Below are 26,567 nucleotides of genomic sequence, written 5' to 3' on the forward strand. Positions count from 1 at the left end.
CTCGGGGGAAGACGCCCTCTTAACTACAGCCATGTCGTCGATATTAGGGGGCATCGAGTATTTTTCAGACCGGAAAGTTTGAAGTGAGGGAATTGACTCCGTTTTATGAATAAAAAAACCAGCGATTTTTGGTCGCTGGTTTTTTTCCTGCTTCCGACTTGTCCAAGCTCAGCCAAACATAAAGCGAACGACTTGCACTCAGGCGGGTTGCCTATATTCAGCAGAACTGATCAGTGCAACCCGGAAATATAACTGGATACTGCTTTAATTTCTGCGTCAGTCAATTTCGCCGCGAGGTCCATCATCACCTGACTTTGACCACCAGCATCACGCTCACCTCGCCGGTAAGCAATCAACTGCTTCTCAACATACTCGGCCGTCTGCCCACTCAAACGCGGGTAGCCCGCTGGATCATTACCCTTACCGGAGGGGTTGTGACAAGCCGCACAAGCCGCGATACCGGACGCCAGGTTACCACCGCGATAAAGCGCCCGACCCGCTTCTACCAGCTCCGGATCAGCTTTGGCGATGGTCATTTCCTGTGCATCAAAATAGGCTGCCAAATCCTGCAGATCCTGCTCCGACATATCATCCAACAAACCAGTCATCTCTGGAATTGCACGGTCACCAGCTTTTATCAGCTCAAGCTGCTGATAAAGATATTTTTCACCCAGGCCCGACAGTTTAGGATAAACCGCCATAACCGGAGCAGCGCCGTTTTCACCATGGCACCCTGCACATGTTGCTGCGTTAGCCTCACCTGCTTCAGGATCTCCAGCGCCATAAGCTGTTGCTGCCAGGCTGACGCCGAGAACAACACCTGCGATCAGTTTTTTCATGCTCGCTCCACTTCTCTCATCTAAAACATGTTATTTGTTGTTCAGCCGACAGACACTGACTTCGATAGCCCGAATGAGGCCGTCAGTACCAACACTCTGCGCGCTGCCCGGATTTGGTGTAGCATTATACATTAATCCCCGATAACTGAAATCCAATAGGAAATCCCCTGTCCGTGTCGGAAGATCTCTCTGCCAAAACCATTTCGTTCAACAGTGCCCGTTTTCTGGTCAGCGCCTCTCGTTTTGAGGAGTGCCCTGCCGATACTGGCGCCGAGGTCGCATTTGCCGGGCGCTCCAATGCTGGCAAATCCAGTGCCATCAATTCCATCACAGCCAATGGCAAACTGGCCAGAACCAGCAAGACACCCGGGCGAACACGGCTGATCAACTTTTTCTCCCTGAACCGGGAGAACTGCCGCCTGGTTGATTTGCCAGGTTACGGTTACGCCAAGGTTTCCCGGGACATGAAGGACGATTGGCAGAAACACCTTGATCACTATCTGTCACAACGCCTGAGTCTTAGAGGACTCATACTGGTCATGGATATCCGGCACCCGCTCACGGACTTCGATCAGATGATGGTGGAATGGTGCGAACATAACCAGCTTCCATTAATGATTCTGGCCACAAAATCCGACAAACTGAAGTTTGGTCAGGCCAAAACCGCACTGCTTGGCATCGCCAGCCGCCTGAAATCGTTCAGTTGTGTGCAGCACCTGATCATGTTCTCGGCGACATCAAAAAAAGGGGTGGATGAAAGCCGCAATGCTTTAACCCAATGGCTGGAACAAGTGGAAGAGCCGGAACAGCAGGCATAAAAAAACCCGGCCATTTGCAGGCCGGGTAAAACGTCAGGGTTTGCGACGTGCTAAAACCTGAGATCAACTCAGGACGACACCTTGGAATGTCCGAATTCTTCAGCGTCATTGATAGGACCGCACGTCACAGTAAAAGTTCCATTGCTATCCTTCCGTTTTCTCATCAATCATTACCGGCAACTGCGGCCGATACTTTTCCCGCAAGGCCATCACGGGTTCGTAAAATTCAGGGGTCAGGTAGGGAATCTCCAGAGTAAGCACTTGATAGATTCCCTGCTTGAGCTGGCCGAGCGACAAATCGTTGGACAACTCCGAGCCGTGCGCAGTCTTCAGAAATGCCAGCCAGTTGGTAATCACCAGCCAGACATTCAGAGACATCGCCGATCGCAGGTCCTCAGACTGGGGTTGAATCACGCCGCCCTCGGCCAGACCATCAAAAATCCGGTTGATCGCCGCCAGGCATCGACTGGTAAACCTCCGGTAGTCCTCCCTGAGTCGCTGATCACTGTCCAACAAAAACTCGAGTTCTCGATGAAAGAAGCGGTAACTCCATAACCCGTCAAATACGGACTCCAGATAAAACGTCAGATCTTCCAGCGTCAGCGGCCGGTCGTCAGGAATTTGCAGGTAGTAATCGACCAGCTTTTCGTATTCCAGATAAATCTCGTAAATGATGTCGGACTTATTCCTGAAATGGTAATAGAGATTGCCCGGGGAAATCGCCAGATACGCAGAAATATGGTTGGTCGTGATGTTTCGTTCACCCCGCTCGTTAAACAGCTCAAGGCTCGACAACAGTATCTTATCTCTGGTTTTCATACGCTCACTGTCGAAAAGGTTGGTTTACATCAGGTTACGCGGCGACTCCCGAAGCGACGTTGCGAACTAGCCCGATTCACCACGGACCCATTCTTGACTCAATAGAGTATATACTCTAATAATAGCATCAGATGCAAATAAGGGGGGGGGAACCATGGTCGCCAACGTCGTTCAATTGACCGAAAGCAAGAAGCATATTCAATACACCGGACGCATTCTCGAAGAACAGCGTCTGGCTTTCCGTCGTAACCCCATGCCGTCAGCGACCGAGCGAAAAGAGAACCTCAAACGACTCAAACGAGTACTGTTAAAAAATGAATCCCGCATTCTGGATGCCATCGACCGGGATTTCAGTTGCCGATCAAGAGACGAAACCCTGATCGCAGAGGTAATGCCCTCTATACAGGGCATCAACTATGCCCTCAAACATCTCGATGGGTGGATGAAACCTTCGAGGCGCAGTGTGTCGGTGCTGTTCCAGCCTGCCAGCAACAAAGTGCACTACCAGCCCCTGGGAGTCGTAGGCATTATTGTGCCCTGGAACTACCCGATTTTCCTGGCCGTCGGGCCATTGGTGGCAGCCCTGGCCGCAGGCAACCGGGTAATGGTGAAAATGTCCGAGTTCACCCCCCATACGTCGGCGCTTTTCAAGGAGTTGATCGAATCTACCTTCCCCCAGGACCTGGTGGCGGTTATCAACGGCGAAGCCGATGTAGCAGCGGATTTTTCCAGCAGACCTTTTGATCATCTGCTCTTCACCGGCTCAACCTCGGTTGGCAAGCTGGTGATGCGTGCTGCGGCCGAGCATCTGACACCGGTGACGCTGGAACTGGGCGGTAAATCCCCGGCCATTGTTTCTTCCGACGTGCCCATGCCCGATGCAGCGCAACGCATCGCGTTCGGCAAGGCTATAAACGCTGGCCAGACCTGCGTAGCCCCGGATTACGTCCTGTGCCCCACCGACCGGATACAGGCATTTGTCGACGAATTCCGCACCCAATTCGCTGAAATGTACCCCAATCTCCGGGATAACGAGGATTACACCGCGATTATCAACGAGCGGCAGTATGAACGTTTACAGAGTTATCTCGATGATGCCCGCTCTAAAGGTGCAGAGATCATTGAGATCAATCCTGCCCAGGAAAATATGAAGGACGGCACCCGCAAAATGCCCGTCCATCTGATATTGAAAGCGACCGGCGATATGAAGGTTCTGCAAGATGAGATCTTTGGTCCCATTCTTCCGGTGGTGAGTTACAACGGTATTGAGGAAGCCATCACCTACATCAATGACCGACCCAGGCCGCTTTCACTTTACTACTTCGGTTATGAGCGTGACATGCAGGACTACGTTATCGCCCAGACCCACTCTGGCGGCATGTGCATCAACGATACTCTGATGCACGTTGCTCAGGATGACTTGCCATTCGGTGGCATCGGTGCCTCCGGGATGGGGAGCTATCATGGTAAAGAGGGTTTCCTGACGTTCTCCCACGCCCGGGCCGTTTTCAGCAAACAGCGATTCAACAGCGGCAAATTCGTCTATGCGCCCCATGGCACAGCGATGCACAAGATGGTGTACAAAATGTTTATTCGCTGACAGCCGGATTTCCCTCAGGAATCGGGGTGCGGCTCCCCGATTTAACCACTAAACTGTTATCCTATCGGCGATTTAACCAGTAGGAGCAGACATATGACCACGGTCATCTACCCGGGCACTTTTGACCCTATTACGAACGGCCATACCGATCTGATCGAACGAGCCGGTAAACTGTTTGACACCGTGGTCGTTGCCATCGCTTTCAGTCCGAAAAAACAACCACTGTTAACGCTGGAAGAGCGCGTTGCGTTAGTTGAAGGCGCTACCTCTCACTTGACCAATGTGCGTGTCACCGGGTTCAGTAATCTGCTGGCAGAGTTCGTCAAACAACAGAACGCCAGCGTCATTTTACGGGGGCTGCGAGCGGTGTCAGATTTTGAGTACGAATTCCAACTGGCGGATATGAACCGTCGTCTGGCCCCCGAGGTGGAGAGCGTATTCCTGACGCCAGCCAACCACCTGTCCTATATCTCTTCCACTCTGATCCGCGAAATTGCCTCCCTGGGTGGCGATGTGTCGGAATTCGTGGACCCAAAAGTAGCAGCTGCCCTTAAAAGAAAATTTGGATAATTCGTCTGAAATGTTAAGAGCTGGTGTTCAACACCACTCCCGAGGTAATACCGAATGGCCCTGATTATTACTGACGAATGCATCAATTGTGACGTCTGTGAACCGGAATGCCCGAACGAGGCCATCTCCGCCGGTGAAGAAATTTACGTGATTGATCCTGGCAAGTGCACAGAGTGCGTCGGCCATTATAACGAACCACAATGCCAGCAGGTGTGCCCGGTTGATTGCATTCCGGTTGACCCCCAACACATCGAAACTGAAGCCCGGTTATTGGAGCGTTACCACCTACTGACAGCGCTAAACTGATGGCACTGAACTGATGCCATTGAACTGATGGTCCTGAACCGAGAGGAATCCAAGCCCATGCGCCTGCTGGCATCCGTGAAGACCTACACGCTCGCCCTGCTCAGTTTATTGATGCTTATAGCCGGTTGTGCCGCCACGCCTCAATCAAGCTCACTACTATCGAGCTATCAACCTGCGGTGGCGAGCGCCCACCCCCTGGCCACCGAAGCAGGTATGAAAATCCTTGCCGAAGGGGGCAATGCTTTTGACGCCGCAGTGGCGACAGCCGCTGTACTTGGCGTCGTCGAGCCCTACAGTGCCGGGATTGGGGGCGGCGGGTTCTGGTTACTGCAACAGGCTGACGGCAACGCCGTGTTTGTGGATGCCCGGGAAACAGCGCCTGGCGACGCTCATGAAACCATGTATCTGGACGCTGACGGCAACGTACACCATGACAAATTATCGGTGAACGGGCCATTGGCTGCGGGTATCCCCGGCCAGCCCGCCGCCTTTGCCCACATCAGCTCGCGTTTCGGCAACCAGCCGTTGCAGCGCAGTCTGCAAACCGCCATTGACCTTGCCCGGGACGGCTTCCCGGTAGATAACCGTTACCGGCAGCTTGCCGAGTGGCGGCTTGACGTACTGCAGCGCTATCCGACAACCAGCCAGGTATTTCTGGTCGACAATCAGCTTCCGGCCCTCGGAGCGCTGATAAAGCAACCCGCGCTCGCTCGCACCTTGGCTACGCTCGCGCAGCAGGGCCATAACGGTTTCTACCAGGGCGAGGTTGCCACCAGACTGGCCGAGGATGTCTCTGGCGCAGGTGGCTTGTGGACGGTCGACGACCTGGCTGATTATCGTATTATGGAACGAACACCCATACTGATCGAACACGGCCCTTACACGCTCTGGAGCGCACCACCGCCTTCCTCGGGAGGTATCGCACTGGCCCAGATGTTCGGCATGATGGCCGCCCGGCCGTTTACACCGTCTGAAGCAAACCCGGCAGCGATGCGGGTTCACTACCTCACCGAAATGATGCGCCGTGCCTACCGGGATCGGGCATTGTATCTCGGAGACCCTGACTTTACCGATGTGCCGACGGCCATGCTGCTGGCGCCGTCCTACCTGGCCCGCCAGGCATCCACCATCAGCATGACAACGGCGACGTCCTCCAAGGAACTGAAAGGCGACTTTTCCAGTGGCACTCACACCACCCATTTGTCCGTGCTGGATCAACAAGGCAACCGTGTCAGTGCAACGCTGAGTATCAACCTGCCGTTCGGGTCTGGCTTTCTGTCTGCCAGCACTGGCGTATTGCTGAACAATGAAATGGACGACTTTTCCATTAAACCGGGCACTCCTAACGCCTACGGCCTGGTCGGTGGCGAAGCCAACAAGGTCGAACCGGGCAAACGCCCATTATCCAGCATGACACCCACGCTGATGAGCGGCCCGGCTAGAAGTGCCATTATTGGTACACCCGGAGGCAGCCGGATTATCACAATGGTGTATCTCGGATTGCTGGAATTGATGGCGGGAAGCAGTGCCGAAGAGGTGGTTGCGGCCCCACGGTTTCATCATCAATATCTGCCTGATCATATCCAGTATGAACCCGGCTTTCTCACGGGGTCGCTGGCGGACGATTTACAGGCCATGGGCCACGAGCTCAAAGACGTCGAGCGGGATTACGGCAATATGCAACTGATTGTGGTGGACCACCAGAAGGGCACCACCAGTGCTGCATCTGATCCCAGAGGTATCGGCGCAGCGCGGGTGGAGTGACATATCAGACTTGCCCCAACGAGGGTTAAATCATCGGGGGTAAAGGAATGATCTGGCTGTTAACATCCAGTTCCAGATCTTTCAGGTCAGCTTCAAGTTTGAAGGTTTCGTCGTCCCGCACCAGCAACCCCTGTTCGATCAGAGGAAGCAGTTCAGTCATCAGTACAGGCTGCGCCTCCGCAAGGGCGACCGGGATAGTGATAGATAATTCCCCGGTCAAACGTTGCATCACGAGGCTCAGGGCCGCCCGCTCATCCTCAGACAGCTCGGGATGACGCAACACCAGGCTACCAGACACTTCACCGTGGGGGGTGATCACGCTGAACTCCGGAAAACCCAGTGACATCCCGGCCCCAGCCAGCGCTTTAACGGAACTGCTGACATTCATCATCAGATCCATCTGCTGCTTTACAAGCCCTTGCCGTGAAGCCACGTCACCAGGCTGAACCGAATTCAACTCTCTGATATCACTGAAAGCATCGACAAGCCGATTCCAGGCGGCGACCTCCATATTTTCCATGACGAACTCAACATGGTGGGGGCCGTATTCATCATCGCGGGAAGCAACCCGATCAATATCCAGTTCGACCTGGGAGCTGAACCGCGTATCGCCTTCAGCCGAGGTATCACTCCGGAGCGCAAAGTTCTCGACCGTCACCGGGGGCTGATTCTCAAATTCGGCCTCCAGACGCGCGATGGACACAGCACCCTCGCCGGTCCAGACATTGCCTGCCAGTTTACTCATAGTCTGGGCAATCCTGACGTCATTCACCACGATGCGTGCTTTTGGACCACGGGCGACTACGCCAGGCCAACGCAAATCCATCTCCAGGTCGTTGCCTGCGTCGGAAATCTTTGCCCAACCATAGCTTTCTGCAACATTCAGGGATTCGCCGGTTTCATCGCTCACTCTGTCGATAGCCGGAACGTTATATTCGATTTCAGCGGTGCCCCATAGCTTGCCGTTCACGGTCACCGTCGGTAGGCGGTCGGGAAAGAAATCGTCGATCAGGTCAGCGCTGGCCTGATCCGGAAAGAATCTGATCTCACTGCCAGTGACACCGTGGGAAACATCGCCGCGATACCCAAAACGATGCGCTTCATCCGGATTACCAGGATTTCGCAAGCTGACGGTGCCCACTATTTCGGCACCATAAAGACCTCTCTGGTAACGAGCAGTCTCCACGGTGAAGTAAGGCTGGGCCCTGTTAATTTCCGCTGTCGTCCGCTGCCATTGCTGTTCCGTCAAAATGCCTACGCCCCAAGGCGCAGCAATGATAACTACCAGTATTACACCGATGGCCAATAGCCATTTTTTCATGAATCCCTGCTCCAAATATTTGATCTCCAGCGCGGTCCTGCACCGGAGGCTGCATCATGTGTCCCGATTATTTTCCAGTCAGACGTTCCAGCAACACTGCCTGGGAAGCAAAGCGTTCCTGGTCCGTAGCGGGTTGATTCTGAACGTAACTGCCGTCTGGCTGCAAGACCCAGCTCTGACAATTGTCCAACAGGTAGGCGTCGAGATCCTCGCGTACTCGTGCTGCAAGGTCCCGATCCTCAATGGGGAATGCCACCTCGACCCGGTTAACAAGGTTTCTTACCATGGCATCGGCGCTGGAGCAGAACACTTCTGTTTTGCCATTGTTGGCAAAATAGTAGACCCGGGTGTGCTCAAGGAAGCGCCCGATAATCGAGCGTACATGGATATTTTCGGACAAACCGGGAATCCCGGGACGCAAACAGCAGATGCCTCGAATGATCATATCTATACGCGCCCCTGCCTGGGAGGCGCGATACAGAGCCTGCATAACATCCGGATCGGTCAGGGCATTAATCTTGAAAATAATATGGCCCTTGTCACCCAGGCTCGCTTCACGCTCAATCAGCTCGATCAGGCGGCGATGCAGAGTAAACGGCGCATGGAATAATTTCTTTATCTTCAGAGCCTTACCCATTCCTGTCAACTGCTGAAACAGCTTGTTGACGTCGTCCCCCAGGGCATCGTCACAAGACAGCAAACTGTAATCGGTGTAAAGGCGGGCGTTACCGGCATGATAGTTTCCGGTACCCAGGTGCACGTATCGTTTGAGCTTGCCGTCCTCGCGCCGCACGATCAGAATCATTTTAGCGTGGGTTTTATAACCCACAACGCCATAAACCACGATCACCCCGGCCTCTTGCAGACGGCTCGCCAGCTCAAGGTTCTCGGCCTCATCGAATCGTGCGCGAAGTTCGATTACGGCGGTGACTTCCTTGCCCCGGCGGGCTGCGTCCATTAGCGCCTCGACGATTTCCGAATCGGCACCGGTGCGATAGAGGGTCTGGCGGATGGCCAGGACCTGAGGATCTTTGGCCGCCTGTCGGAGAAAATCGATGACCGGCGTAAAACTCTCATAGGGGTGTAATAACAGCACTGGCTGTTGCCGGATCGCGTCAAAAATCAATTCTTTATTACGAATCGATTTGGGCACGGCGGCCGAGAAACCGGGGTAACTGAGGTCAGGACGATCAACCAGCCCCACCACAGCCATCAACCGGTTCAGGTTCACCGGCCCATGGACCTTGTACAGATCACGTTCGGTGAGACCGAACTCCCGCAACAGGAACTGGATCAACTCCTCCGGACAATTATCCGCGACTTCAAGCCGCACGCCGTCACCAAAGCGACGACTCAGTAATTCACCGCGCAGGGCCGAAGCCAGATCCTCAAGATCATCCTCAAGTTCCAGGTCGGCATTGCGGGTCAGACGGAACTGGTAACAGCCCTTGATCTCCATGCCCGGGAACAGCTCGTCCGTGTGGGCATGAATCATGGAGGACAGGAACACTAGGTTGTCGCCGCCATTACAGACATTGTCCGGCAACCGGACCAGCCGGGGTAAAGAACGCGGGGCGGGCACGATGGCCATACCGGTTTCCCGACCGAAGGCATCTTTACCATCCAGTTCTACGATAAAGTTAAGGCTCTTGTTGACCAGTCTCGGAAAAGGATGCGAGGGGTCGAGACCAATGGGGTTCACCACAGGCAGTATTTCGTCCTCAAAGTACCGCTGCACCCACTCTGTTTGCGCTGGCGTCCAGTCTCGACGACGCACAAAATGGATGTTCTCCCGCTCCATGGCAGGAATCAGGATATTGTTCAGGATATCATATTGCTGATGGATGTAATCATGGGCCACCCGGCTGATTTCATTGAGCAATTGCTCAGGCAGCATGCCATCCGGACCAATACTTTCACGGCCATATTTCATTTGCTGGCGCAGACCAGCCACCCGGATTTCAAAAAACTCATCCATATTGCTGCTGAAAATACAGCAGAAAATCAGCCGGTTGATCAGGGGATGATTCTCATCCAGCGCCTGCTGCAGAACCCGGTAATGAAACTGGATATGGCTCAGCTCGCGATTGAAATAATGCTCACTGGCCGCGGGGTCGAGCGGCGGCAAAATCTCCGGAATACCAGATACAGGTTCTGAACCAATTTCGCTCAGTTCGTTGGCAGATTTCAGTATTTTGGCAGAGTCCGTGCTCATCACTCGTAAATCCTTGCCCGGTGGGCGTTATTTAAGAAGCCGCGCTGCGCGCACTGCGAAATAGGTCAGAATGGCGTCGGCGCCTGCACGGCGCATCGCCATCAGACTTTCCATCATGACCGCATCACCATCGAGCCAGCCATTTTCCGCAGCCGCCATGTGCATCGCGTATTCACCACTGACCTGGTAGACGAAGGTAGGCACTTTCAGCTCAGTTTTGACCCGGTGAACAATATCAAGATAGGGCATACCCGGCTTGATCATCACCATATCGGCACCTTCAGCCAGGTCCATCGCCACTTCATGCAGCGCTTCGTCACTGTTGGCCGGATCCATCTGATAACTGGCTTTATTGCTTTTGCCCAGATTGCCCGCCGAGCCCACCGCATCCCGGAACGGGCCGTAATAGCTCGAGGCATACTTGGCCGCATAGGATAAGATACGGGTGTTAACGTGGCCTTTGGCCTCAAGTGCGGCCCGGATCGCCTTGACCCGCCCATCCATCATGTCCGAAGGGGCGACCACATCGGCGCCCGCATCAGCGTGAGAAACAGCCTGGTTAACCAGAGCCTCAACGGTGACATCGTTGAGAACGTAACCATCCTCGTCGATAATCCCGTCCTGGCCGTGAGTGGTGAAGGGGTCCAGGGCCACATCGGTGATAACACCCAACTCGGGAAACTGCTGTTTGAGCGCCCGAGTAGCACGCTGAGCCAGACCTTCAGGGTCCCAGGCGCCGGAACCCGACAGATTTTTGTCTGCCACCGGCACCACCGGAAACAAAGCGACGGCCGGAATACCCAACGCCACCCATTCAGCAGCCTGCTCCACTAACAGATCGATACTCAATCGCTCCACGCCCGGCATGGAGGCAACGGCTTCACGCTGGCTCTGTCCTTCCAGCACAAACACAGGGTAGATAAGGTTATCTACCGATAATCGGTTTTCGCGCACCATACGCCGGGTAAAGTCATCCGCGCGTGTTCGACGCAGCCGACTGGCAGGAAAGGTGCGGTTAAGCGGTGAAAACATGAACGAATCTCCCTGGCAGGTTATCGACATCCCTGGGATTGGCTTCTGGGCCATGAACATTTTCATGACATCATTATGACAATCGCAGATGACAGTTTCGGGTCAGCAGCGGCGTATTGTGTCCACCGGATGCCCGGAGCGCGGGGTGCCGACGCTATTTTCATCATACACGGCTGAACGGTATCCCGTCAGGCGATGCCTGTTTCGAAATCTGGCCAGGGCTGCGTCAATGACAGGAATGACGGCGTCGCTTACAGGCAACGCCGCATAGCGACAAACTAAAGCGAACGGTTGTTGAAACCGATATCCACTTTCCGGGGTGTATCTGTACGGAACAGGGTATCCACTTCTTCAATTTTTCCACCCTGACTCAGAAACGCTTCAATATCTGCTGCTAACTGAGCCCTGACACGGGCGCGGCCAGCAATAGAATGAGTATCGTCCCCATCAAAAACCCAGTTGGCAGAACTTTCCAGATTGCTTTCGTCGAATTCACTCATGGTTTTACCCCCCCATCAGCGAAGACAATGCTACGAGCACATTCCGTCTATGGGGACGGCTTGCCCTGTCTCGGCGAGGAATGATCGAGCATCCTCGCCTTGGCGTCTTTATAATCCGGTTTTGATAGCAGCGCTATTTCCACCCAATACTTATTTTGTAATTTTTTGTAACGCGATGGACTGTAATGCCTGCAAGGCCGCCAAAATAGGCTTACAGGGTTTGCTTAACAACATTGACACAAAGAATGAACAATGATTCACTTATTTGACGGGAGTGGGCATGGCGTATCGCGAAACAGAAAAAATGCGCAATCGCAAAGTAGAGGCCAGGAAGCGCATCTTTCAGTGTGCTCTGGAGTGCGTCATGGAAGGCGGTTTTCGTAGCGCCCAGATAACTCACGTGGCCCGGGCCGCTGGGGTCGCGACTGGCACGATCTACCGTTATTTCGATTCCAAGGAAGAGCTGTTCGCTGAAATCTTCCGAAGCGCCACCCAACGGGAAGTCGATAAAGTTGCCGAAGCACTGGCAACCGAGGGCAGCGCAGTGAGCCGTCTTGAAACGGCCTTGCGCCAGTTTGCAGAACGTGCGCTCCGGGGCCCCACGATGGCCTGGTCACTGATTGCTGAGCCGGTAGACCCGAAAGTGGAGGCGGAACGACTGCTTTACCGCCAGGCCTACGCCCGACATTTTGAACAAGCCATACGCGAAGGTATTGAAGAGGGCTCGATACCGCCGCAGGAAGCCCGGCAAAGCAGTACTTGCCTGGTGGGTGCCATCGCCGAAAGCCTTGTGGGGCCACTGTCACCTGCGCAGGCAGAGGCGGAGAAAAAGGCAGATCAAACCAACAGCCCCGACAAACAGCAACCGCTGGTCGATTCAATTGTCTGCTTTTGCATACAGGGGTTGACCGGCACCGGGAGGTAGCCATGAATGCCCATCAGCCTGAGCCAGACGCCGTGAACGAAGATAGCGCCGACCCGTACCTGGCGGTCACCCATGAGGTAGTCAACCAGCCCCCCGCATTGGAAAACTATAACCTGTTCGAGCAGGACCAGGCGCTCAAGGAAGCCACGGAGCGTGAAGGTGCAAAGTGGGCAACAGCTGACTTGACCAGTTTTGGCGAACTCGCCGGTGCCAGGGAAACCATAGAGCTTGGATTCCGCGCCAATGAAAACAAACCGGTATTTCATACCCACGACCGGTTCGGGTACCGTATTGACCAGGTCGAGTTTCATCCGGCTTATCATCAACTGATGAGTATTGCGATAGAAAACGGGCTCCACAGCAGCCCCTGGACTCACCCTGGAGCCGGGGCCCACGTGGCACGAGCAGCCAAATATTACATGCATTCCCAGGTTGAAGCAGGTCATGGCTGCCCCATCACCATGACCTTTGCCGCCATGCCTTCCATTACCAGACAGCCAGAACTGGCCGCCCAATGGGCGGACAAGATGCTCGCCAACCACTATGATCCGCGCAATGTGCCGGACGCCGACAAAGCCTCTGTCACTATCGGCATGGCGATGACCGAGAAGCAGGGGGGCACCGACGTCAGAGCCAACAGCACCCGCGCCTACCCGACAGCCCAGGGCGGACCCGGCCAGGCGTATGAACTGGTGGGGCATAAATGGTTCGTATCAGCTCCCATGTGTGATGCCTTTCTGGTTCTCGCCCAGGCTCCGGGTGGCCTGTCTTGCTTCCTGATGCCGCGCTGGCGCCCGGATCGCACCAAGAACCCCTGGCAGATCCAACGGCTCAAGAACAAGATGGGCAATGCCTCCAATGCTTCCAGCGAAGTAGAGCTCAGAGGCGCATTGGCCTGGATGGTTGGAGAGGAAGGCCGCGGGGTTCCCACCATCATTGAAATGGTCGCCATGACACGGTTTGACTGCATGATTGGCAGCTCCGGCGGCTTACGCCAAGCTAGTGCACAGGCGCTGCATCATTGTCGCCACCGCCAGGTCTTCGGGCGTAATCTCAACGATCAGCCGTTGATGCAAAACGTGCTGGCTGACCTGGCCCTGGAGAGCGAAGCGGCGCTAGCCTATACCCTGCGTGTCGCCCGCGCCCTGGACAACCAGCACCTGGAACATGAACGCCTGCTGGCACGCCTGGCGACCCCGGTCGGTAAATACTGGATTTGCAAACGGGTGCCGAACCATGCGTATGAGGCCATGGAGTGCATCGGAGGCAGCGGCGTCATGGAAGACTGCATAATGCCCCGGCTGTTCCGGGAATCACCGGTCAACGCGATATGGGAAGGCAGCGGCAACGTCCAGTGTCTCGATACCCTGCGAGCGCTGAACAAAGCACCCGAGGTGCTGACGACGTTCGTCACGGAGGTCAACGAGGCGCGAGGTAGCGACGTGCGCTTCGACCACTTTATCGACAGGCTTGAGAAAGATCTCACAGAGCCCGACCAGATCGAATACCGGGCCCGCAATCTGGTCGAACGCCTCGCACTGGCGATGCAGGCTTCCCTGCTGATCCGGAATTCCACGCCTGCCGTTGCTGACGGCTTTTGTGCCTCTCGGCTGGAGCACCACGGGGGCCTGAACTATGGCAACCTTCCAGTCGGCATCGATGTCCGAGCCATCATCGAGCGGGCAACCCCTGTCGTAAACTGAAATCCGTAGTAGACTATCGGAAATACTCCTGCGGCAGCCAGACAGATCATCTGTTCCGGCCCCAAACGTGAAGGCGGATCATGTCCGACGCGCTCAGACGACTACTCAACACGCCCACATCAGGCCCTGCAATTACGCCGCATGTGGGCGTACTTACTCTCCATTTCCAACTCTATGGCTGTGCCGACCTCAAGGCAAAGCGCAGAGTCTTCACGCCTCTGCGCGCAGTGTGGGGTAAAGAACCCGACCTGGCTGTGGCCGAAACTGCTGACTTCGAGGCTCTGGATTGTGCCACCTGGACCGTCGCTGCGCTGGGCACGTCCTCCCAACAAATCCAGCAGCGGCTGGATCTGGTTGAAAAAGCCATTGCCGAGCGCATCGACGCGCCGGTGCTGGATGTACAACGGGAGATACTCTGAAGCACAACCAGGCGGTAGACCGTTCCGCCTTGTGGCAGTTACCTGACTGACGCCGTATACTACGCGGCCCCGGATTGTTGGAATCATGGAACAGGATTTCATCGAGTCAGGAATTCTCTCTTCCTGAATGTTACCGTTGGAGTCACGGGAAAAGACCCCGGCGGCATACCACTGACAGTAAAGTGCGTGGCGCATATGGCTGGTAAGAAGAAATCCGCTCATGCCTCGATTGAGGCGATGTACCGTGTCTTCACGGTGCCTGAAGCTCCAGACTCTACCCTGAGCCGGGTGGATCAGGATATTTCCCGCAACCTGGCGGGATTTCTACAGGAACATATCGTAGCGGTCGAACGCGATCTCAGTGAGGTCGAAAAGAACTTCGCCGAGTCCGCCGTTCCTGAAAAACCCATATTTGTGTCTGAACAGGCTCAGTTCCTGCTCGACAAGCTGGTAGCCAACTCGGTTCACACCGCCTCCCCCAGCTTTATTGGTCATATGACCTCGGCGCTGCCCTATTTCATGCTGCCGCTGTCAAAAATCATGATCGCGCTCAACCAAAATCTGGTCAAAACCGAAACTTCCAAGGCGTTTACGCCTATGGAGCGCCAGGTACTGGGTATGATCCACCGGCTTGTATATCAAGAGGATGGCGCGTTCTATCGCAAATGGATGCATGATCCGAGTCACGCGCTCGGCGCCATGTGCTCGGGTGGCACTGTTGCTAACCTGACTGCGCTCTGGGTGGCTCGTAACCACGCCTTCCCGGCTGAAGGGAGCTTCCGGGGACTGCATCAGGAAGGCCTGTTCCGCGCGCTCAAGTACTATGGCCATGAAGGCGCCGCCATTCTGGTGTCACGCCGCGGTCACTACTCTCTGCGCAAGGCCGCCGATGTATTGGGACTGGGGCGCGACAGCCTGGTAGCCGTTGATACCGATAACGACAACCGGATCGACACCGATGCATTGCGTGACAAGTGTCTGCAGTTGCAGAAACAGAAGATAAAGGTGATGGCTATCTGCGGGATTGCAGGTACGACGGAAACCGGCAATATTGATCCTCTTGATGCCATGGCTGACATCGCCCGGGAGTTCGGTGCTCACTTTCATGTGGACGCCGCCTGGGGCGGGCCAACGCTTTTCTCGCGTGAACACAAACACCTGATGAAGGGCATTGAGAAAGCCGATTCCGTGACCTTCGACGCCCACAAGCAGTTGTATGTACCAATGGGCGTCGGCCTGGTCGTCTTCCGGGACCCGGCGCTTGCCAGTGCCGTTGAGCACCACGCCCAGTACATTATCCGGAAAGGTTCACGGGACCTGGGTAGTACAACGCTTGAAGGCTCCCGACCCGGGATGGCCATGTTGATTCATTCGGGATTGAAGATTCTGGCGCGGGAAGGTTATGAAATATTGATCGACCAGGGTATCGACAAAGCCCAGAGCTTTGCGGAGATGATTGAGAATCATCCGGAATTTGAGCTGATTACCCGGCCCGAACTGAACATCCTTACCTATCGTTATTGTCCGGACCTCGCCCGTCAGGCGCTGGCGGTTGCTAATCCCCTGCAGGCAGAACGTCTGAATACCGCCCTCAACCGGATTACCAAATTTATCCAGAAAACCCAGCGCGAGCACGGCAAGGCCTTTGTTTCGCGGACCCGGCTTGAGCCCGCCTGCTATCACCATTTCCCCTGTATCGTGTTCCGGGTGGTGCTGGCCAATCCGCTGACCACCGCAGACATCCTCCGGGATATCCTGTCGGAGCAGCAACAGCTGGCAAAGGAAGAGGACATCAGGGATGAGATTGAGATACTGCACCAGCACGCACGGATAACGCTCGCCGAGCACAATCCGAAGGCTCGCCAAGCCTAGCGGCAAAGGTCTGGTGATTCCGAGTCAAGTCGCCGAAGGCTAGCTTTTAATAGAGCGCTTCTTCATCATCAAGCACGTCATGCAGAATTTCCAGAAACATGCGGTCTGCCTCACTCCAGCTTTCTGGAATACGAACGGTGGTGTTGGCACCAATTTCCCGGGCTATGAGTTCATCCGCATTGGGTTGATTACGGTGCTTTCTGGCAATGTCGACGCACTTCACGGCAATGGTAGGGTCGCTCAGCACTTTCTTGATAAAGACTTTTAGCTCATCGATCACTTTTGCCTGGCGGCTTTCTGATGCACTGCTCATCCTGGACTCCCGGCATGGTTCTGTGGGGCAACACCGCGCTGCACCTTAATTTATTCTCAGCCTAGTATGACGGATTCAACGCCGTTGCGACCAGCCCTGCGATCAGAGTAACAACCCCCGCAGCGTGAAAAACAACACCGCCGCCATGGAGGCTGACGCTGGCACCGTGATGACCCAAGCGGCAATAATACGGGTCAGATGAGAACGCTTGACCAGCTCCTCGCGATAGATCTTTTTCAGGCGTTTACGCTCAGATTTGGACAGCGGAAGCTCATTCTTGTTTTTCCGGGCTTTCTTCAGCAATGCTTCCATCTCTTCGACTGATGCGTTCCGGAAGTCATCCAGAAACGGCTGCAGCCGCTGCAGATCCGCCTCATCGTGTTTTTCAATGATGCTGTGAATCTGGGTGGCATAGTTGGACTTGAGATACTCGCGCAAAAATCCGACCCCGAACACTCCACCGATCGCGATATGGGTTGAACTCACGGGTAGGCCAAGTTGCGACGCGATGATCACCGTCAACGCCGCCGACAATGCAATACAGAAGGCGCGGGTTTTATCCAGTTCTGTGATTTCACTGCCCACCGTTTTTATCAGTCGGGGGCCAAACAGCATCAAGCCCACACCCAGGCCAAGAGCACCCACCATCATGACCCAGAGCGGGATACTGGCAGAGGTGACGACGGCGCCAGCGCTCAGGGCATCATTAATTGCCGCTAACGGGCCGATGGCGTTAGCAACGTCGTTTGCCCCATGGGCGAAGCTGAGCAGCGCCGCTGCAAAGATCAGTGGCCAGGTGAACAGGCCGTTCACCCCGTTGGCATTATTCTCCATCGTGGCCGCTTTACGCCCCACCACCACCCGCATAATCAGAAAAACCACCACCGCAACGACAAGGCCGACCAGCGAAGCCCCCAGAAAATCAACCTCCACCAGCTTCTTGACCCCCTTGATCATAAGATAGGTGCCAAAAGCCCAAGCCATGATGCTCACCAGCCAGGGCACGAAGGTGCGAGCAGAAGCGACCAAATCCTGTCGATAGAGTACTGTCTTTTTGACGATGAACAGGAAGAGTGCAGCAAATACGCCCCCCAACACCGGTGATATAACCCAGCTGGCCACGATAGCGGCCATGACGCCCCAATCAGCAATACCCCAGCCGCCAGCAGCGATGCCCGCCCCCAGAACCCCGCCCACGATCGAGTGCGTAGTTGATACAGGCGCCCCCATCCAGGTGGCCAGATTCAGCCATAGAGCGCCTGCCAGCAGGGCGGCCGTCATCAACCAGACGAAACTGGCGGTGTCTGGCACCCGATCAGCTGCAATAATGCCGCCTTTGATCGTGGACACCACGTCGCCACCCGCAATGATGGCGCCACCCGCCTCAAATACAGCGGCGATGAGAACGGCCGCACCCAGTGATAAAGCACCGGAGCCTACTGCCGGGCCGACATTATTGGCCACGTCATTGGCACCAATATTGATTGCCATGTAGCCCCCGATCACGGCGGCTGCCATCAGCAGCATGCTGCCCGGGGTACCGGCACTGATCTGTCCCACATACAACCACACCCCCAGCAGGAAGAGCAGGCAAATGCCGATCCGGAAGCGTTCAGTAGAGGAGCTGGTGAGAGCCTTATCGAAAAAACCGGTCGTCTTTGCCATATCAGATCAACGCTCGCTCAGGACAGTTTGAGGGCGTCACTATAGGATTTTTGTCATAAAATTGAAATGCTGCTGTCATATTTGACTGGCCTGTAACGCGAGCTTCCGAGGTTATGCTTGAGCAGGTTCGATGCGGTCTCTACTATGAGCGCACCTCTTTACATCCAAAAGGGCAAGCATGGCAGCAATTCACATTCTGGTTGGCAGCGTCTACGGTGGCGCTTTGCTGACCGCCCGGGAAATAGCGAAGCAATTGGCGCCAGAAGGGCATCAGGTTGTGGTGCTGGAGAATCCGGAACTCAGCGATCTGACGCAAACCGATGAACCGTTACTGGTGTGTACCTCTACAACGGGACAGGGCGAGCTGCCGCCGACGTTGTTACCGGTTTACCTGGAGCTCAAAGACCTGTTACCGCTGAAACCGGGACGCCCCTTTGGCGTCATCGTTCTGGGGGACAGCTCTTACGGTGATACCTTCTGCGGCGCCGGTACGTTGATGGAAGAAGTTTTTCAGGAGATGTGCGCAAACCAAGTCGGCGAAACACTTCGGATAGACGCTCTGGAGACCACTGATCCCATCGATGAAGCCCTACCCTGGGTGCGAGACTGGATACGCCAACTGCCTTGAACGTTACCGACGTCGCACCTAACTGACATCTAACGCTTTGGTCGATGCCGGATCAGGGCTTCCTGAGCGGTTGACGCCACCAGCACACCATCACGACTAAAAAAATTACCCCGATTGAAGCCCCGGCCACCGAAGGCACTAGGGCTGTCCTTGTCGTAGAGCAGCCAGTCATCAATGCGAAAATCCCGATGAAACCAGATAGCATGGTCCAGGCTGGCCACTTGCATATCCCGGCTCATAAACGTAACTGCGTGCGGATAGAGCGATGTACCCAAGAAACTGAAATCGGAAGCATAGGCCAGGAGACAGCGATGTAACACGGGGTCATCCGGTAGTTCACCCTGGGCCCGAAGCCAGCTCTGTTTCTGGGGAGGTCTCGGCTCTGGGTCAAGTGGATTGACCGGGTTAACCGGACGAATCTCAATAGGTCGTTGCCGCGTAAGAGTCTGATGCAGTGCTTCGGGTATATAGGGCAAGAGCATCTCGCTATACTCCTGCTCAGACTTGAGGCCCTCAACATCTGGCGCCGGAGGCATAGCCATCTGATGCTCATAGCCATCTTCTGCAACCTGAAAAGACACCGAGCCGGTGAGTATTTCCTTGCCACCCTGGCGGGCAATCACCCGCCGTACCGAAAAGCTGCCACCGTCCCGGACGCGCTGAACCTCATAATCAATGGGCAAGCGATGATTACCTGGGCGCAAAAAATAAGCGTGCATGGAATGCGGCAGACGGGCCTCCATGGTCCGGCTTGCGGCCATAAGAGCTTGACCCAACACCTGACCACCGAAAACATTGGGGAATCCCAGATCTTCGCTCTCACCCTGAAAATGATCGTCTCCGACCGGGGCGATATCCAGCAACTCAACCAGTTTTCTGGTGACGTCCAGCATGCCTGCTCCTGTGTGTAACTTATCAAAGGGTGGGTTGTTCTACCCCAGAGCGTGCTCTGGCGCAATGTCGATAAAAATGCTTTCGGCTGGCATAACACAACAAGCAAAAGCTTTGAGCTTCCCAGCCGTGGTACTGGCAATGGTTTGCAGCATACAGCCGGCGTCGGCGAAGACAGATTGGCGATATGATGCCCATCGGGACCAGACGATGGTGCGACAGACCGCGGATCAGCCTTACGTTCGCAGGTACGAGCAACCGCCATCTCCAGTGGTGCTGCCAGAAGCCGCATGGCCCCAAACAACCGGCGCTTCCAATCGAGGCTGGCAATTCATGGATCCTGCGTTCGGCACCGGGCGGGTGGAAAGCTATCAGGACTCCCGCACTGCGGTCCAGCTTGCCCAGGGCCAGCAGGATGCCAGCCTGGCCAGCTCTGCGGCCCCACCTCCTGGCCTTGACAACCTACCCGATGCGTTGCAGGGCCTGAATTATCGAATTGATTTTGGCATCGAGTACCGGTTCTGAGATTGTCCCTGCCAGGGCGAACCGTTAGCGCTAACGGTGAATCGGTGGCACCTCTTTCGACAGCGCCTGTTTTTCGATGGCGAAATCACCGGTGACAGCAAAGCCGAGGGTTTCGCCTCCCTCGCCGACAAACAATGCCTTGACACTGTTGCCAGTACGTTCAACCTTCCACTCTCCCTTTGCATCGTTCGGCGGTGGGCAAACCACTGTAGGACAGCATGGCGTTTTAATCATTACCGGCATGGTGCCGTAGCTGACTTCTGTGCGTTCTCCCAGCAGGGTTTTCGCTAGCGCGCGCGCGCAGGCCATCAGTGGTAAAACGTACAACAACACATGGCCATCGACCTCCGCACAATCCCCAAGCGCGTATATGTCTTTCGCGCTGGTTTCCAATGCCCGATTCACCTCGATACCCCGGTTAACCTTGAGGCCGGATGCTTTCGCAAGATCGGTACGAGGTCTCAATCCCACCGCTGAAATCACTATGTCCGAATTCACGATATTGCCGTCGGACAAGGTCAGCCGCACGCCTTCGCCACGCTTTTCAATTCGTTCCACCACGGTTTCAAGATGGAAGTTGACACCAATCTCGGTCAAGCCGTCCATCACCGCATTCGCTGCCTCTGGCGGTAACAACCCGGGCATGACGGTGTCCGAAGGCGCAATGACGTCAACTTCGTAGTCGCCATTACGCAGGTCGTTGGCGAACTCACAGCCAATCAGCCCGGCCCCCATAATAGCGACACGTTTTCTGCCAGCCAGAGCCTTACGAAAGGCGCGATAATCCATCAGATCATTGATGGAAAAAACATGTTCATGCCCCTCACCCGGAATTGTCAGCCGAATCAGATCGGCTCCCCACGCAAGTACCAGGCTCGAATAGACCAGGCGCTCTTCGCCGATATGCAGCTCGTGAGCGTCGACATCGATTCCCGTAATCGTGGTGTGGGTGCGCAGCTCAATACCAAGCTGCTCTACCATTCCACCAGAACTGGCCTGGGCCAACTCATCGGCTTCCTTACCTTTGGTGAAACCGGTGGACAGCATGGGCTTGGAGTAGCTGAAGCCGTCATCAGCGGTAATCATCATGACCGCTGAGTCTTTGTCCTGCTTGCGGATTTCCCGCGCAAGGGAATAGCCGGAGAGTCCGGTACCTATAATAACTATGGGGGCATCCGCGCTCATAAGCTGCGCTCCTGAGGGAGTTGGTTGGTTAACCAATTTCTATCATTTCGAAGTCTTCTTTACCCACGCCGCAGTCAGGGCACACCCAGTCTTCGGGTACGTCGTCCCACTCGGTACCTGGCGCGATGCCATCTTCCGGCCAGCCCTGAGCTTCATCGTAAATCCAGCCACACACCACACATTGCCACTTCTTCATCAGAAACCTCCACGCACCCTTAGAGAGAGCGATCTTGATTATAAAAGGTCGTTATCAAAAATACGGGAGGCCTATGATACGCATTGTTCGGTGATTGACCAATGCCAGAGCCGACTCCCATCGTCTTCCATTTGGCGTCAACCCCTCCCTTCCTGCAGCGCCCTTCGGTATAATCCGCCGTTTTACGACAGGACCAGATCACTATGACCGACACCGTCGATGAGTTGAACCAGGTGTTTGCAGAGGCAGATTGCCTGGTCAGCGAGAACCAGGTTCACACTGCCATTCAGTCTGTGGCCAGCGCCATCACCGAACGCCTGAGCAGCAGCAACCCACTGATATTCTGCGTGATGAACGGCGGGCTTATATTCACCGGTCAACTGCTTCCGCAGCTTAAGTTTCCGGTGCAGGCCGAATATCTGCATGCCACCCGCTACCGTCAGGAAACCACCGGCGGTATCCTCGAATGGAAACTGAAGCCGGATGCAGACTTCAATGGCCGCACGGTTTTGATCGTTGACGATATTCTTGATGAAGGCACTACTCTGGAGGCCATTGGTGACTATTGCCGGGCCCAGGGGGCAAAAGAAGTGCTCACCGCGGTATTGGTGGACAAACAGCACGATCGCAAAGCCCGACCCGGACTGAAAGCGGATTTCACCGGCCTGGAAGTGGAAGACCGCTTCCTATTCGGCTTTGGCATGGATTACAAAGGCTACTGGCGCAACGCGCCGGGGATTTATGCGGTCAAAGGGCTTTAACCTGGCGGCCTTACGTGCCCACCACGCGATTCCCCCGACTACGTGGTATCCGACACTGGCTGCGGCGGCGTTAATTCGTCCGTTGCCGAAGGATCGCGCGCGGTATTGGCTCACACTGGAGGGCTCCCTGACACGGGCCTTGCAACTGCGGTGTCGGGTGCGATTTCATGTTGATGTACTCCATGAAGGCTTCGCTCTGCCCACGTTGGAGGAAGCCCGCACCCTCGGCATTCCAACCCGACAGAACGCCTGGATACGGGAAGTTCAGCTCTGCGGCGATGATCAACCCTGGGTGATGGCCCGCACAGTCATCCCCCGTCATACCCTGGCCGGAAAGGGACGCCGCCTGCGCTACCTGGGCCGAAAACCACTCGGTGCCTATCTGTTCAGCCGTCCGGAATGGCAACGCGGACCGTTCCAGACTGGCTTGTGCGACTGCGACGAGAGCGGCGATCAGCCCATGGTGGCAAGGCGTTCCCGATTCCATTCCGGCAACGCTGCGCTGCTGGTGGGGGAGTACTTCCTGCCAGCGGTTCTGTGACCACGCCCTCACCGCTATACTCCTAAGGAGCCTCTGATTAACTCCTGGATCGCCTCTGGCTTTCAGAGCGATTCAGGAGTTAATCAGAGGCTCCCTAAGTGCCCGCAATCCACCAAAAGACAGATCGGACCTGATATGAAGCCTGATGTTCTCCCCCCCCATGTGCAAGTCCGGCTAACCGACTACGCCATACTGCTGCGTCTGAACCGGCCAGTCGGCAGCCTGCTGTTGCTATGGCCAACCTACTGGGCCCTATGGCTGGCCGCAGGCGGCGTCCCCAGTCTCGCTAATCTGGTTATCTTTACTCTGGGTGTATTTTTAATGCGGGCTGCGGGCTGTGCCATCAATGACTTTGCCGACCGCAAAATAGACGGCCATGTGAAACGCACCCGTGAGCGTCCGTTGGCCTCTGGACGAGTGAAGCCGAAGGAAGCGGTCGCGCTGTTTCTCGGGCTGGCCCTGGTGGCTTTCCTGATGGTGATCTTCTTCACCAACATGCTGACGCTATATCTTTCGTTCGGCGGCCTCGTGCTGGCCTTCATCTACCCGTTTATGAAACGCCACACCCACCTGCCCCAGCTATTTCTGGGAGCCGCGTTTTCCTGGGCCATTCCAATGGCCTGGGCAGCCGAAACCGGCGGGTTGACCAACCTGGCGTGGCTACTGTTTACCGCCAATGTGCTGTGGACGGTGGCCTACGATACCTTCTATGCCATGGTGGATCGCGATGATGACTTGCAGATCGGTGTCAAATCCACCGCTATCCTGTTTGGCGACGGTGACAGGGCCATAATCGCAGTTCTGCAGGCCCTGGTGATTCTGGTCCTTATACTGGTGGGCCAGCAGGCGGAACTGGGCGCATTCTACTATCTCGGGCTGGTTGTAATGGCGTGCCTGTTTGTCTATCAGCAACATCTGGCGAGACATCGTGAGCGGGAAGCGTGTTTCAAGGCCTTCCTGAATAATAACTGGGCAGGTTTTGCCGTGTTTGTGGGGCTGTTTATCGACACACTTCTCTAAAAAGATATCTGTCATATACTTGTAACACTTCCGGGTTGTAATGAGTCAGCAACAAACACCGGTCTGATACAGGTTAATTCTCATGTCTGGAAAAACTGTCCTGATTGTTGATGACGAAGCGTCGATCCGCGAAATGATCGCCGTCGCTCTCGAAATGGCGGATTACGACTATCTGGAGGCAGCGGATGCCAGAGAAGCGCATGCGCTGATTGTTGATAAGCACCCCGACCTCGTTCTGCTCGACTGGATGCTCCCCGGTACCAGTGGCGTTGAATTGGCCAGGCGCCTGAAGAAGGATGAGGCAACCGCAGAAATTCCCATCATCATGCTGACCGCCAAAGTCGAGGAAGATAACAAGATCCAGGGGCTTGAGGTCGGCGCTGATGACTACATCACCAAACCCTTCTCACCCAGGGAACTGGTTGCACGCCTCAAAGCCGTGCTAAGGCGGGCAACGCCCGCTGGTGTAGAAGCCCCGATTGAAGTCGAGGGTCTGACCCTCGATCCCATCGGCCACCGGGTCAGTACCGAAAATAACGGCGCCCTGACTATGGGCCCGACCGAGTATCGCTTGTTGCAGTTTTTCATGACCCATCAGGAACGGGTTTATAGCCGCTCCCAACTATTGGATCAGGTCTGGGGCGGCAATGTGTACGTCGAGGAACGTACCGTGGACGTACACATCCGACGCTTGCGCAAGGCCCTTGGAAACCAATACGATCATCTGATCCAGACCGTCAGGGGCACTGGCTATCGCTTCTCTACGCGGGCTGCCTGAAATCCTGTTAGCCGTATCTTTTACAACAGACGGATAGACCCATGCGACACAACTGGACGCAGCATCTGCGCCTGATTGTTTTTTTGCTGATTGCATCAACAGGCCTTGGCCTTTACTTCGGTCAGCCGTTCGCAGGGTTAATGGCAGCATTGGCAGCGTATCTGGTCTGGACCCTGGTTCAGATCCGCAAGCTGCACCATTGGCTTGCGCATCCGGATACCGGCGACGAGGCGCCGGAGAGTATCGGGTTATGGGGTAATATTTTTGATAACCTGCACCGATTGCACCGGGACCATTTGCGTACCCGGGATCGACTGCAAGCCTCGGTAAACCGCGTTCAGGAATCCACTAATGCCATGCGGGACGGCGTCATCATGACCGACGCTCAGGGCCGGATGGAATGGTGGAACGGTTCGGCCGAACACCTGCTCGGGTTTCGTCGCCAGACTGATCGGGGCCAGTATATCCACAACCTTATTCGCCACCCTTCTTTCAAAGCCTATTTTGGTGCCCGCGACTACCGGGAGCCCCTGGAACTCAACTCTCCGGCCAAGCCCCACATTCACCTGCAGATCCAGATCAGCCTGTTCGGTGATGATGATCGACTGATTGTCGCCAAGGATGTCACCCGACTGTTCCAGCTCGAACTGATGCGACGGGACTTCGTCGGTAATGTCTCTCATGAAATGAGAACGCCGCTCACAGTAATCAGCGGCTACCTCGAGACCATGGTGGACAACGCCGATGACCTCCCGCCCAAATGGCGGCGGGCGATCAACACCATGGCACAGCAATCATCACGGATGGAAGCGCTGATCACGGATCTGATTCTGCTGTCCAAACTGGAAACCGGCGAGCAACTGGTGAATGCCGACGTCGTCGATATCCAGGCCATGATTAATCACATCTGTACTGACGCCAAAGCCTTGAGCGGTGACAAGCATCATACGTTCAGTGTTGAGATCGGGGAGCGCAGTTACCTGAAAGGCGATGAGGGCCAGCTTCGGAGCGCGTTTTCGAATCTTATTTTCAATGCCGTGAAGTATACCCCGGCCGAGGGCCATATCACGGTCACCTGGACCACTGACCGCAGGGGGGCGCACCTGTCGGTCAAGGACACTGGAATCGGCATTGACCCTGTGCATATACCGAGGTTAACCGAACGGTTCTACCGGGCTGATCCCAGTCGGCACCAGCAAACCGGTGGCACCGGCCTCGGTCTTGCTATCGTCAAACATGTGCTGTTAAACCATGATAGCAATCTCGAAATAAAGAGTGGTCCGGGCCAAGGCAGCGAATTTATCTGTCATTTTCCCCGCGAACGCATTGCCGAGTATCTCGAGGAAACCGGGCCAGCGTAA

At 55.4% G+C, this 26,567-nt stretch carries 27 protein-coding genes; 16 read left to right on the top strand and 11 right to left on the bottom strand.

Features of this window, described 5'->3' with window-relative positions; genetic code table 11:
* Positions 1–230 precede the first annotated feature (230 nt).
* Positions 231–839 (bottom strand): cytochrome c, encoded by a 609-nt coding sequence (locus WEB64_RS06230; RefSeq protein ID WP_368060149.1) that lies wholly within the window; start codon positions 837–839, stop codon positions 231–233.
* 173 nt (positions 840–1,012) lie between these two features.
* Between WEB64_RS06230 and yihA the strand changes: the two genes are divergently transcribed.
* The gene (yihA, locus tag WEB64_RS06235; RefSeq protein ID WP_368060147.1) at positions 1,013–1,657 is read left to right on the top strand and encodes a ribosome biogenesis GTP-binding protein YihA/YsxC; all 645 of its coding nucleotides are present in this window, start codon (positions 1,013–1,015) and stop codon (positions 1,655–1,657) included.
* 144 nt (positions 1,658–1,801) lie between these two features.
* Here the strand turns inward: yihA and WEB64_RS06240 are convergent, their stop codons facing one another.
* The gene (locus WEB64_RS06240; protein ID WP_368060145.1) at positions 1,802–2,476 is read right to left on the bottom strand and encodes a TetR/AcrR family transcriptional regulator; all 675 of its coding nucleotides are present in this window, start codon (positions 2,474–2,476) and stop codon (positions 1,802–1,804) included.
* Positions 2,477–2,630: 154 nt separating this feature from the next.
* Between WEB64_RS06240 and WEB64_RS06245 the strand changes: the two genes are divergently transcribed.
* From WEB64_RS06245 to ggt, 4 genes are all read left to right on the top strand, one after another.
* Positions 2,631–4,076 (top strand): coniferyl aldehyde dehydrogenase, encoded by a 1,446-nt coding sequence (locus tag WEB64_RS06245; RefSeq protein ID WP_368060143.1) that lies wholly within the window; start codon positions 2,631–2,633, stop codon positions 4,074–4,076.
* A 93-nt stretch (positions 4,077–4,169) separates the two neighbouring features.
* Positions 4,170–4,646 (top strand): pantetheine-phosphate adenylyltransferase, encoded by a 477-nt coding sequence (gene coaD, locus WEB64_RS06250; protein ID WP_368060141.1) that lies wholly within the window; start codon positions 4,170–4,172, stop codon positions 4,644–4,646.
* A 54-nt stretch (positions 4,647–4,700) separates the two neighbouring features.
* Positions 4,701–4,952 (top strand): YfhL family 4Fe-4S dicluster ferredoxin, encoded by a 252-nt coding sequence (locus WEB64_RS06255; RefSeq protein WP_368060139.1) that lies wholly within the window; start codon positions 4,701–4,703, stop codon positions 4,950–4,952.
* 57 nt (positions 4,953–5,009) lie between these two features.
* Positions 5,010–6,716: a gamma-glutamyltransferase gene (gene ggt / locus WEB64_RS06260; protein ID WP_368060137.1), complete on the top strand. Its 1,707-nt coding sequence runs from the start codon at positions 5,010–5,012 to the stop codon at positions 6,714–6,716.
* 25 nt (positions 6,717–6,741) lie between these two features.
* Here the strand turns inward: ggt and WEB64_RS06265 are convergent, their stop codons facing one another.
* From WEB64_RS06265 to WEB64_RS06280, 4 genes are all read right to left on the bottom strand, one after another.
* On the bottom strand, positions 6,742–8,037 hold the full coding sequence (locus WEB64_RS06265) for a DUF945 family protein (RefSeq protein ID WP_368060135.1): 1,296 nt from the start codon (positions 8,035–8,037) through the stop codon (positions 6,742–6,744).
* Between the two features lie 67 nt (positions 8,038–8,104).
* Positions 8,105–10,252 carry a polyphosphate kinase 1 gene (gene ppk1 / locus WEB64_RS06270; RefSeq protein WP_368060133.1) on the bottom strand — a complete coding sequence of 716 codons (2,148 nt, stop codon included), beginning with the start codon at positions 10,250–10,252 and terminating at the stop codon, positions 8,105–8,107.
* Between the two features lie 27 nt (positions 10,253–10,279).
* Entirely contained in the window at positions 10,280–11,284 is a 1,005-nt protein-coding gene (gene hemB, locus WEB64_RS06275) for a porphobilinogen synthase (protein ID WP_368060131.1), read from the bottom strand.
* Positions 11,285–11,562: 278 nt separating this feature from the next.
* Complete coding sequence (locus tag WEB64_RS06280) at positions 11,563–11,784, bottom strand: hypothetical protein (protein ID WP_368060129.1); 222 nt, start codon at positions 11,782–11,784, stop codon at positions 11,563–11,565.
* Between the two features lie 280 nt (positions 11,785–12,064).
* Here WEB64_RS06280 and WEB64_RS06285 point away from each other — a divergent pair, with 280 nt between their 5' ends.
* From WEB64_RS06285 to panP, 4 genes are all read left to right on the top strand, one after another.
* Positions 12,065–12,709: a TetR/AcrR family transcriptional regulator gene (locus WEB64_RS06285; protein ID WP_368060127.1), complete on the top strand. Its 645-nt coding sequence runs from the start codon at positions 12,065–12,067 to the stop codon at positions 12,707–12,709.
* Between the two features lie 2 nt (positions 12,710–12,711).
* Positions 12,712–14,412 (top strand): isovaleryl-CoA dehydrogenase, encoded by a 1,701-nt coding sequence (locus WEB64_RS06290; protein WP_368060125.1) that lies wholly within the window; start codon positions 12,712–12,714, stop codon positions 14,410–14,412.
* An 80-nt stretch (positions 14,413–14,492) separates the two neighbouring features.
* On the top strand, positions 14,493–14,831 hold the full coding sequence (locus WEB64_RS06295) for a DUF503 domain-containing protein (protein ID WP_368060123.1): 339 nt from the start codon (positions 14,493–14,495) through the stop codon (positions 14,829–14,831).
* Between the two features lie 195 nt (positions 14,832–15,026).
* A complete protein-coding gene (panP, locus tag WEB64_RS06300; protein ID WP_368060121.1) occupies positions 15,027–16,703 on the top strand; it encodes a pyridoxal-dependent aspartate 1-decarboxylase PanP in 1,677 nt (558 codons plus the stop codon).
* Between the two features lie 46 nt (positions 16,704–16,749).
* Here panP and WEB64_RS06305 read toward each other — a convergent pair whose 3' ends face one another.
* Positions 16,750–17,016, bottom strand: coding sequence for a hypothetical protein (locus tag WEB64_RS06305; protein WP_152205465.1), 267 nt, complete (start codon positions 17,014–17,016; stop codon positions 16,750–16,752).
* A gap of 102 nt (positions 17,017–17,118) precedes the next feature.
* Positions 17,119–18,681 carry an inorganic phosphate transporter gene (locus tag WEB64_RS06310; RefSeq protein WP_368060119.1) on the bottom strand — a complete coding sequence of 521 codons (1,563 nt, stop codon included), beginning with the start codon at positions 18,679–18,681 and terminating at the stop codon, positions 17,119–17,121.
* 178 nt (positions 18,682–18,859) lie between these two features.
* Between WEB64_RS06310 and WEB64_RS06315 the strand changes: the two genes are divergently transcribed.
* The gene (locus WEB64_RS06315; protein ID WP_368060117.1) at positions 18,860–19,309 is read left to right on the top strand and encodes a flavodoxin; all 450 of its coding nucleotides are present in this window, start codon (positions 18,860–18,862) and stop codon (positions 19,307–19,309) included.
* A gap of 29 nt (positions 19,310–19,338) precedes the next feature.
* On the opposite strand, the gene WEB64_RS06320 is transcribed toward WEB64_RS06315, so the two are convergent.
* Positions 19,339–20,202, bottom strand: a complete 864-nt coding sequence (locus tag WEB64_RS06320; protein ID WP_368060115.1) for an acyl-CoA thioesterase — start codon at positions 20,200–20,202, stop codon at positions 19,339–19,341.
* Between the two features lie 208 nt (positions 20,203–20,410).
* Between WEB64_RS06320 and WEB64_RS06325 the strand changes: the two genes are divergently transcribed.
* A complete protein-coding gene (locus tag WEB64_RS06325) occupies positions 20,411–20,725 on the top strand; it encodes a hypothetical protein (protein WP_368060113.1) in 315 nt (104 codons plus the stop codon).
* 30 nt (positions 20,726–20,755) lie between these two features.
* Here the strand turns inward: WEB64_RS06325 and WEB64_RS06330 are convergent, their stop codons facing one another.
* On the bottom strand, positions 20,756–21,910 hold the full coding sequence (locus WEB64_RS06330) for an NAD(P)/FAD-dependent oxidoreductase (protein WP_368060111.1): 1,155 nt from the start codon (positions 21,908–21,910) through the stop codon (positions 20,756–20,758).
* A gap of 28 nt (positions 21,911–21,938) precedes the next feature.
* A complete protein-coding gene (gene rd, locus WEB64_RS06335; RefSeq protein WP_152205471.1) occupies positions 21,939–22,106 on the bottom strand; it encodes a rubredoxin in 168 nt (55 codons plus the stop codon).
* Between the two features lie 203 nt (positions 22,107–22,309).
* Here rd and WEB64_RS06340 point away from each other — a divergent pair, with 203 nt between their 5' ends.
* The 5 genes from WEB64_RS06340 (at position 22,310) to phoR (ending at position 26,567) form a co-directional block, all read left to right on the top strand.
* Positions 22,310–22,867, top strand: coding sequence for a hypoxanthine-guanine phosphoribosyltransferase (locus WEB64_RS06340; protein ID WP_368060109.1), 558 nt, complete (start codon positions 22,310–22,312; stop codon positions 22,865–22,867).
* The gene (locus tag WEB64_RS06345) at positions 22,848–23,408 is read left to right on the top strand and encodes a chorismate lyase (protein WP_368060107.1); all 561 of its coding nucleotides are present in this window, start codon (positions 22,848–22,850) and stop codon (positions 23,406–23,408) included. Before WEB64_RS06340 ends, WEB64_RS06345 begins: the two co-directional genes overlap by 20 nt.
* 135 nt (positions 23,409–23,543) lie before the next feature.
* Positions 23,544–24,428 (top strand): 4-hydroxybenzoate octaprenyltransferase, encoded by an 885-nt coding sequence (ubiA, locus tag WEB64_RS06350; RefSeq protein WP_368060105.1) that lies wholly within the window; start codon positions 23,544–23,546, stop codon positions 24,426–24,428.
* A gap of 82 nt (positions 24,429–24,510) precedes the next feature.
* Positions 24,511–25,206 (top strand): phosphate regulon transcriptional regulator PhoB, encoded by a 696-nt coding sequence (gene phoB, locus WEB64_RS06355; RefSeq protein ID WP_368060103.1) that lies wholly within the window; start codon positions 24,511–24,513, stop codon positions 25,204–25,206.
* A 41-nt stretch (positions 25,207–25,247) separates the two neighbouring features.
* A complete protein-coding gene (gene phoR / locus WEB64_RS06360) occupies positions 25,248–26,567 on the top strand; it encodes a phosphate regulon sensor histidine kinase PhoR (protein ID WP_368060101.1) in 1,320 nt (439 codons plus the stop codon).

This window comes from Marinobacter sp., from assembly GCF_040882185.1.
GTDB lineage: Bacteria > Pseudomonadota > Gammaproteobacteria > Pseudomonadales > Oleiphilaceae > Marinobacter.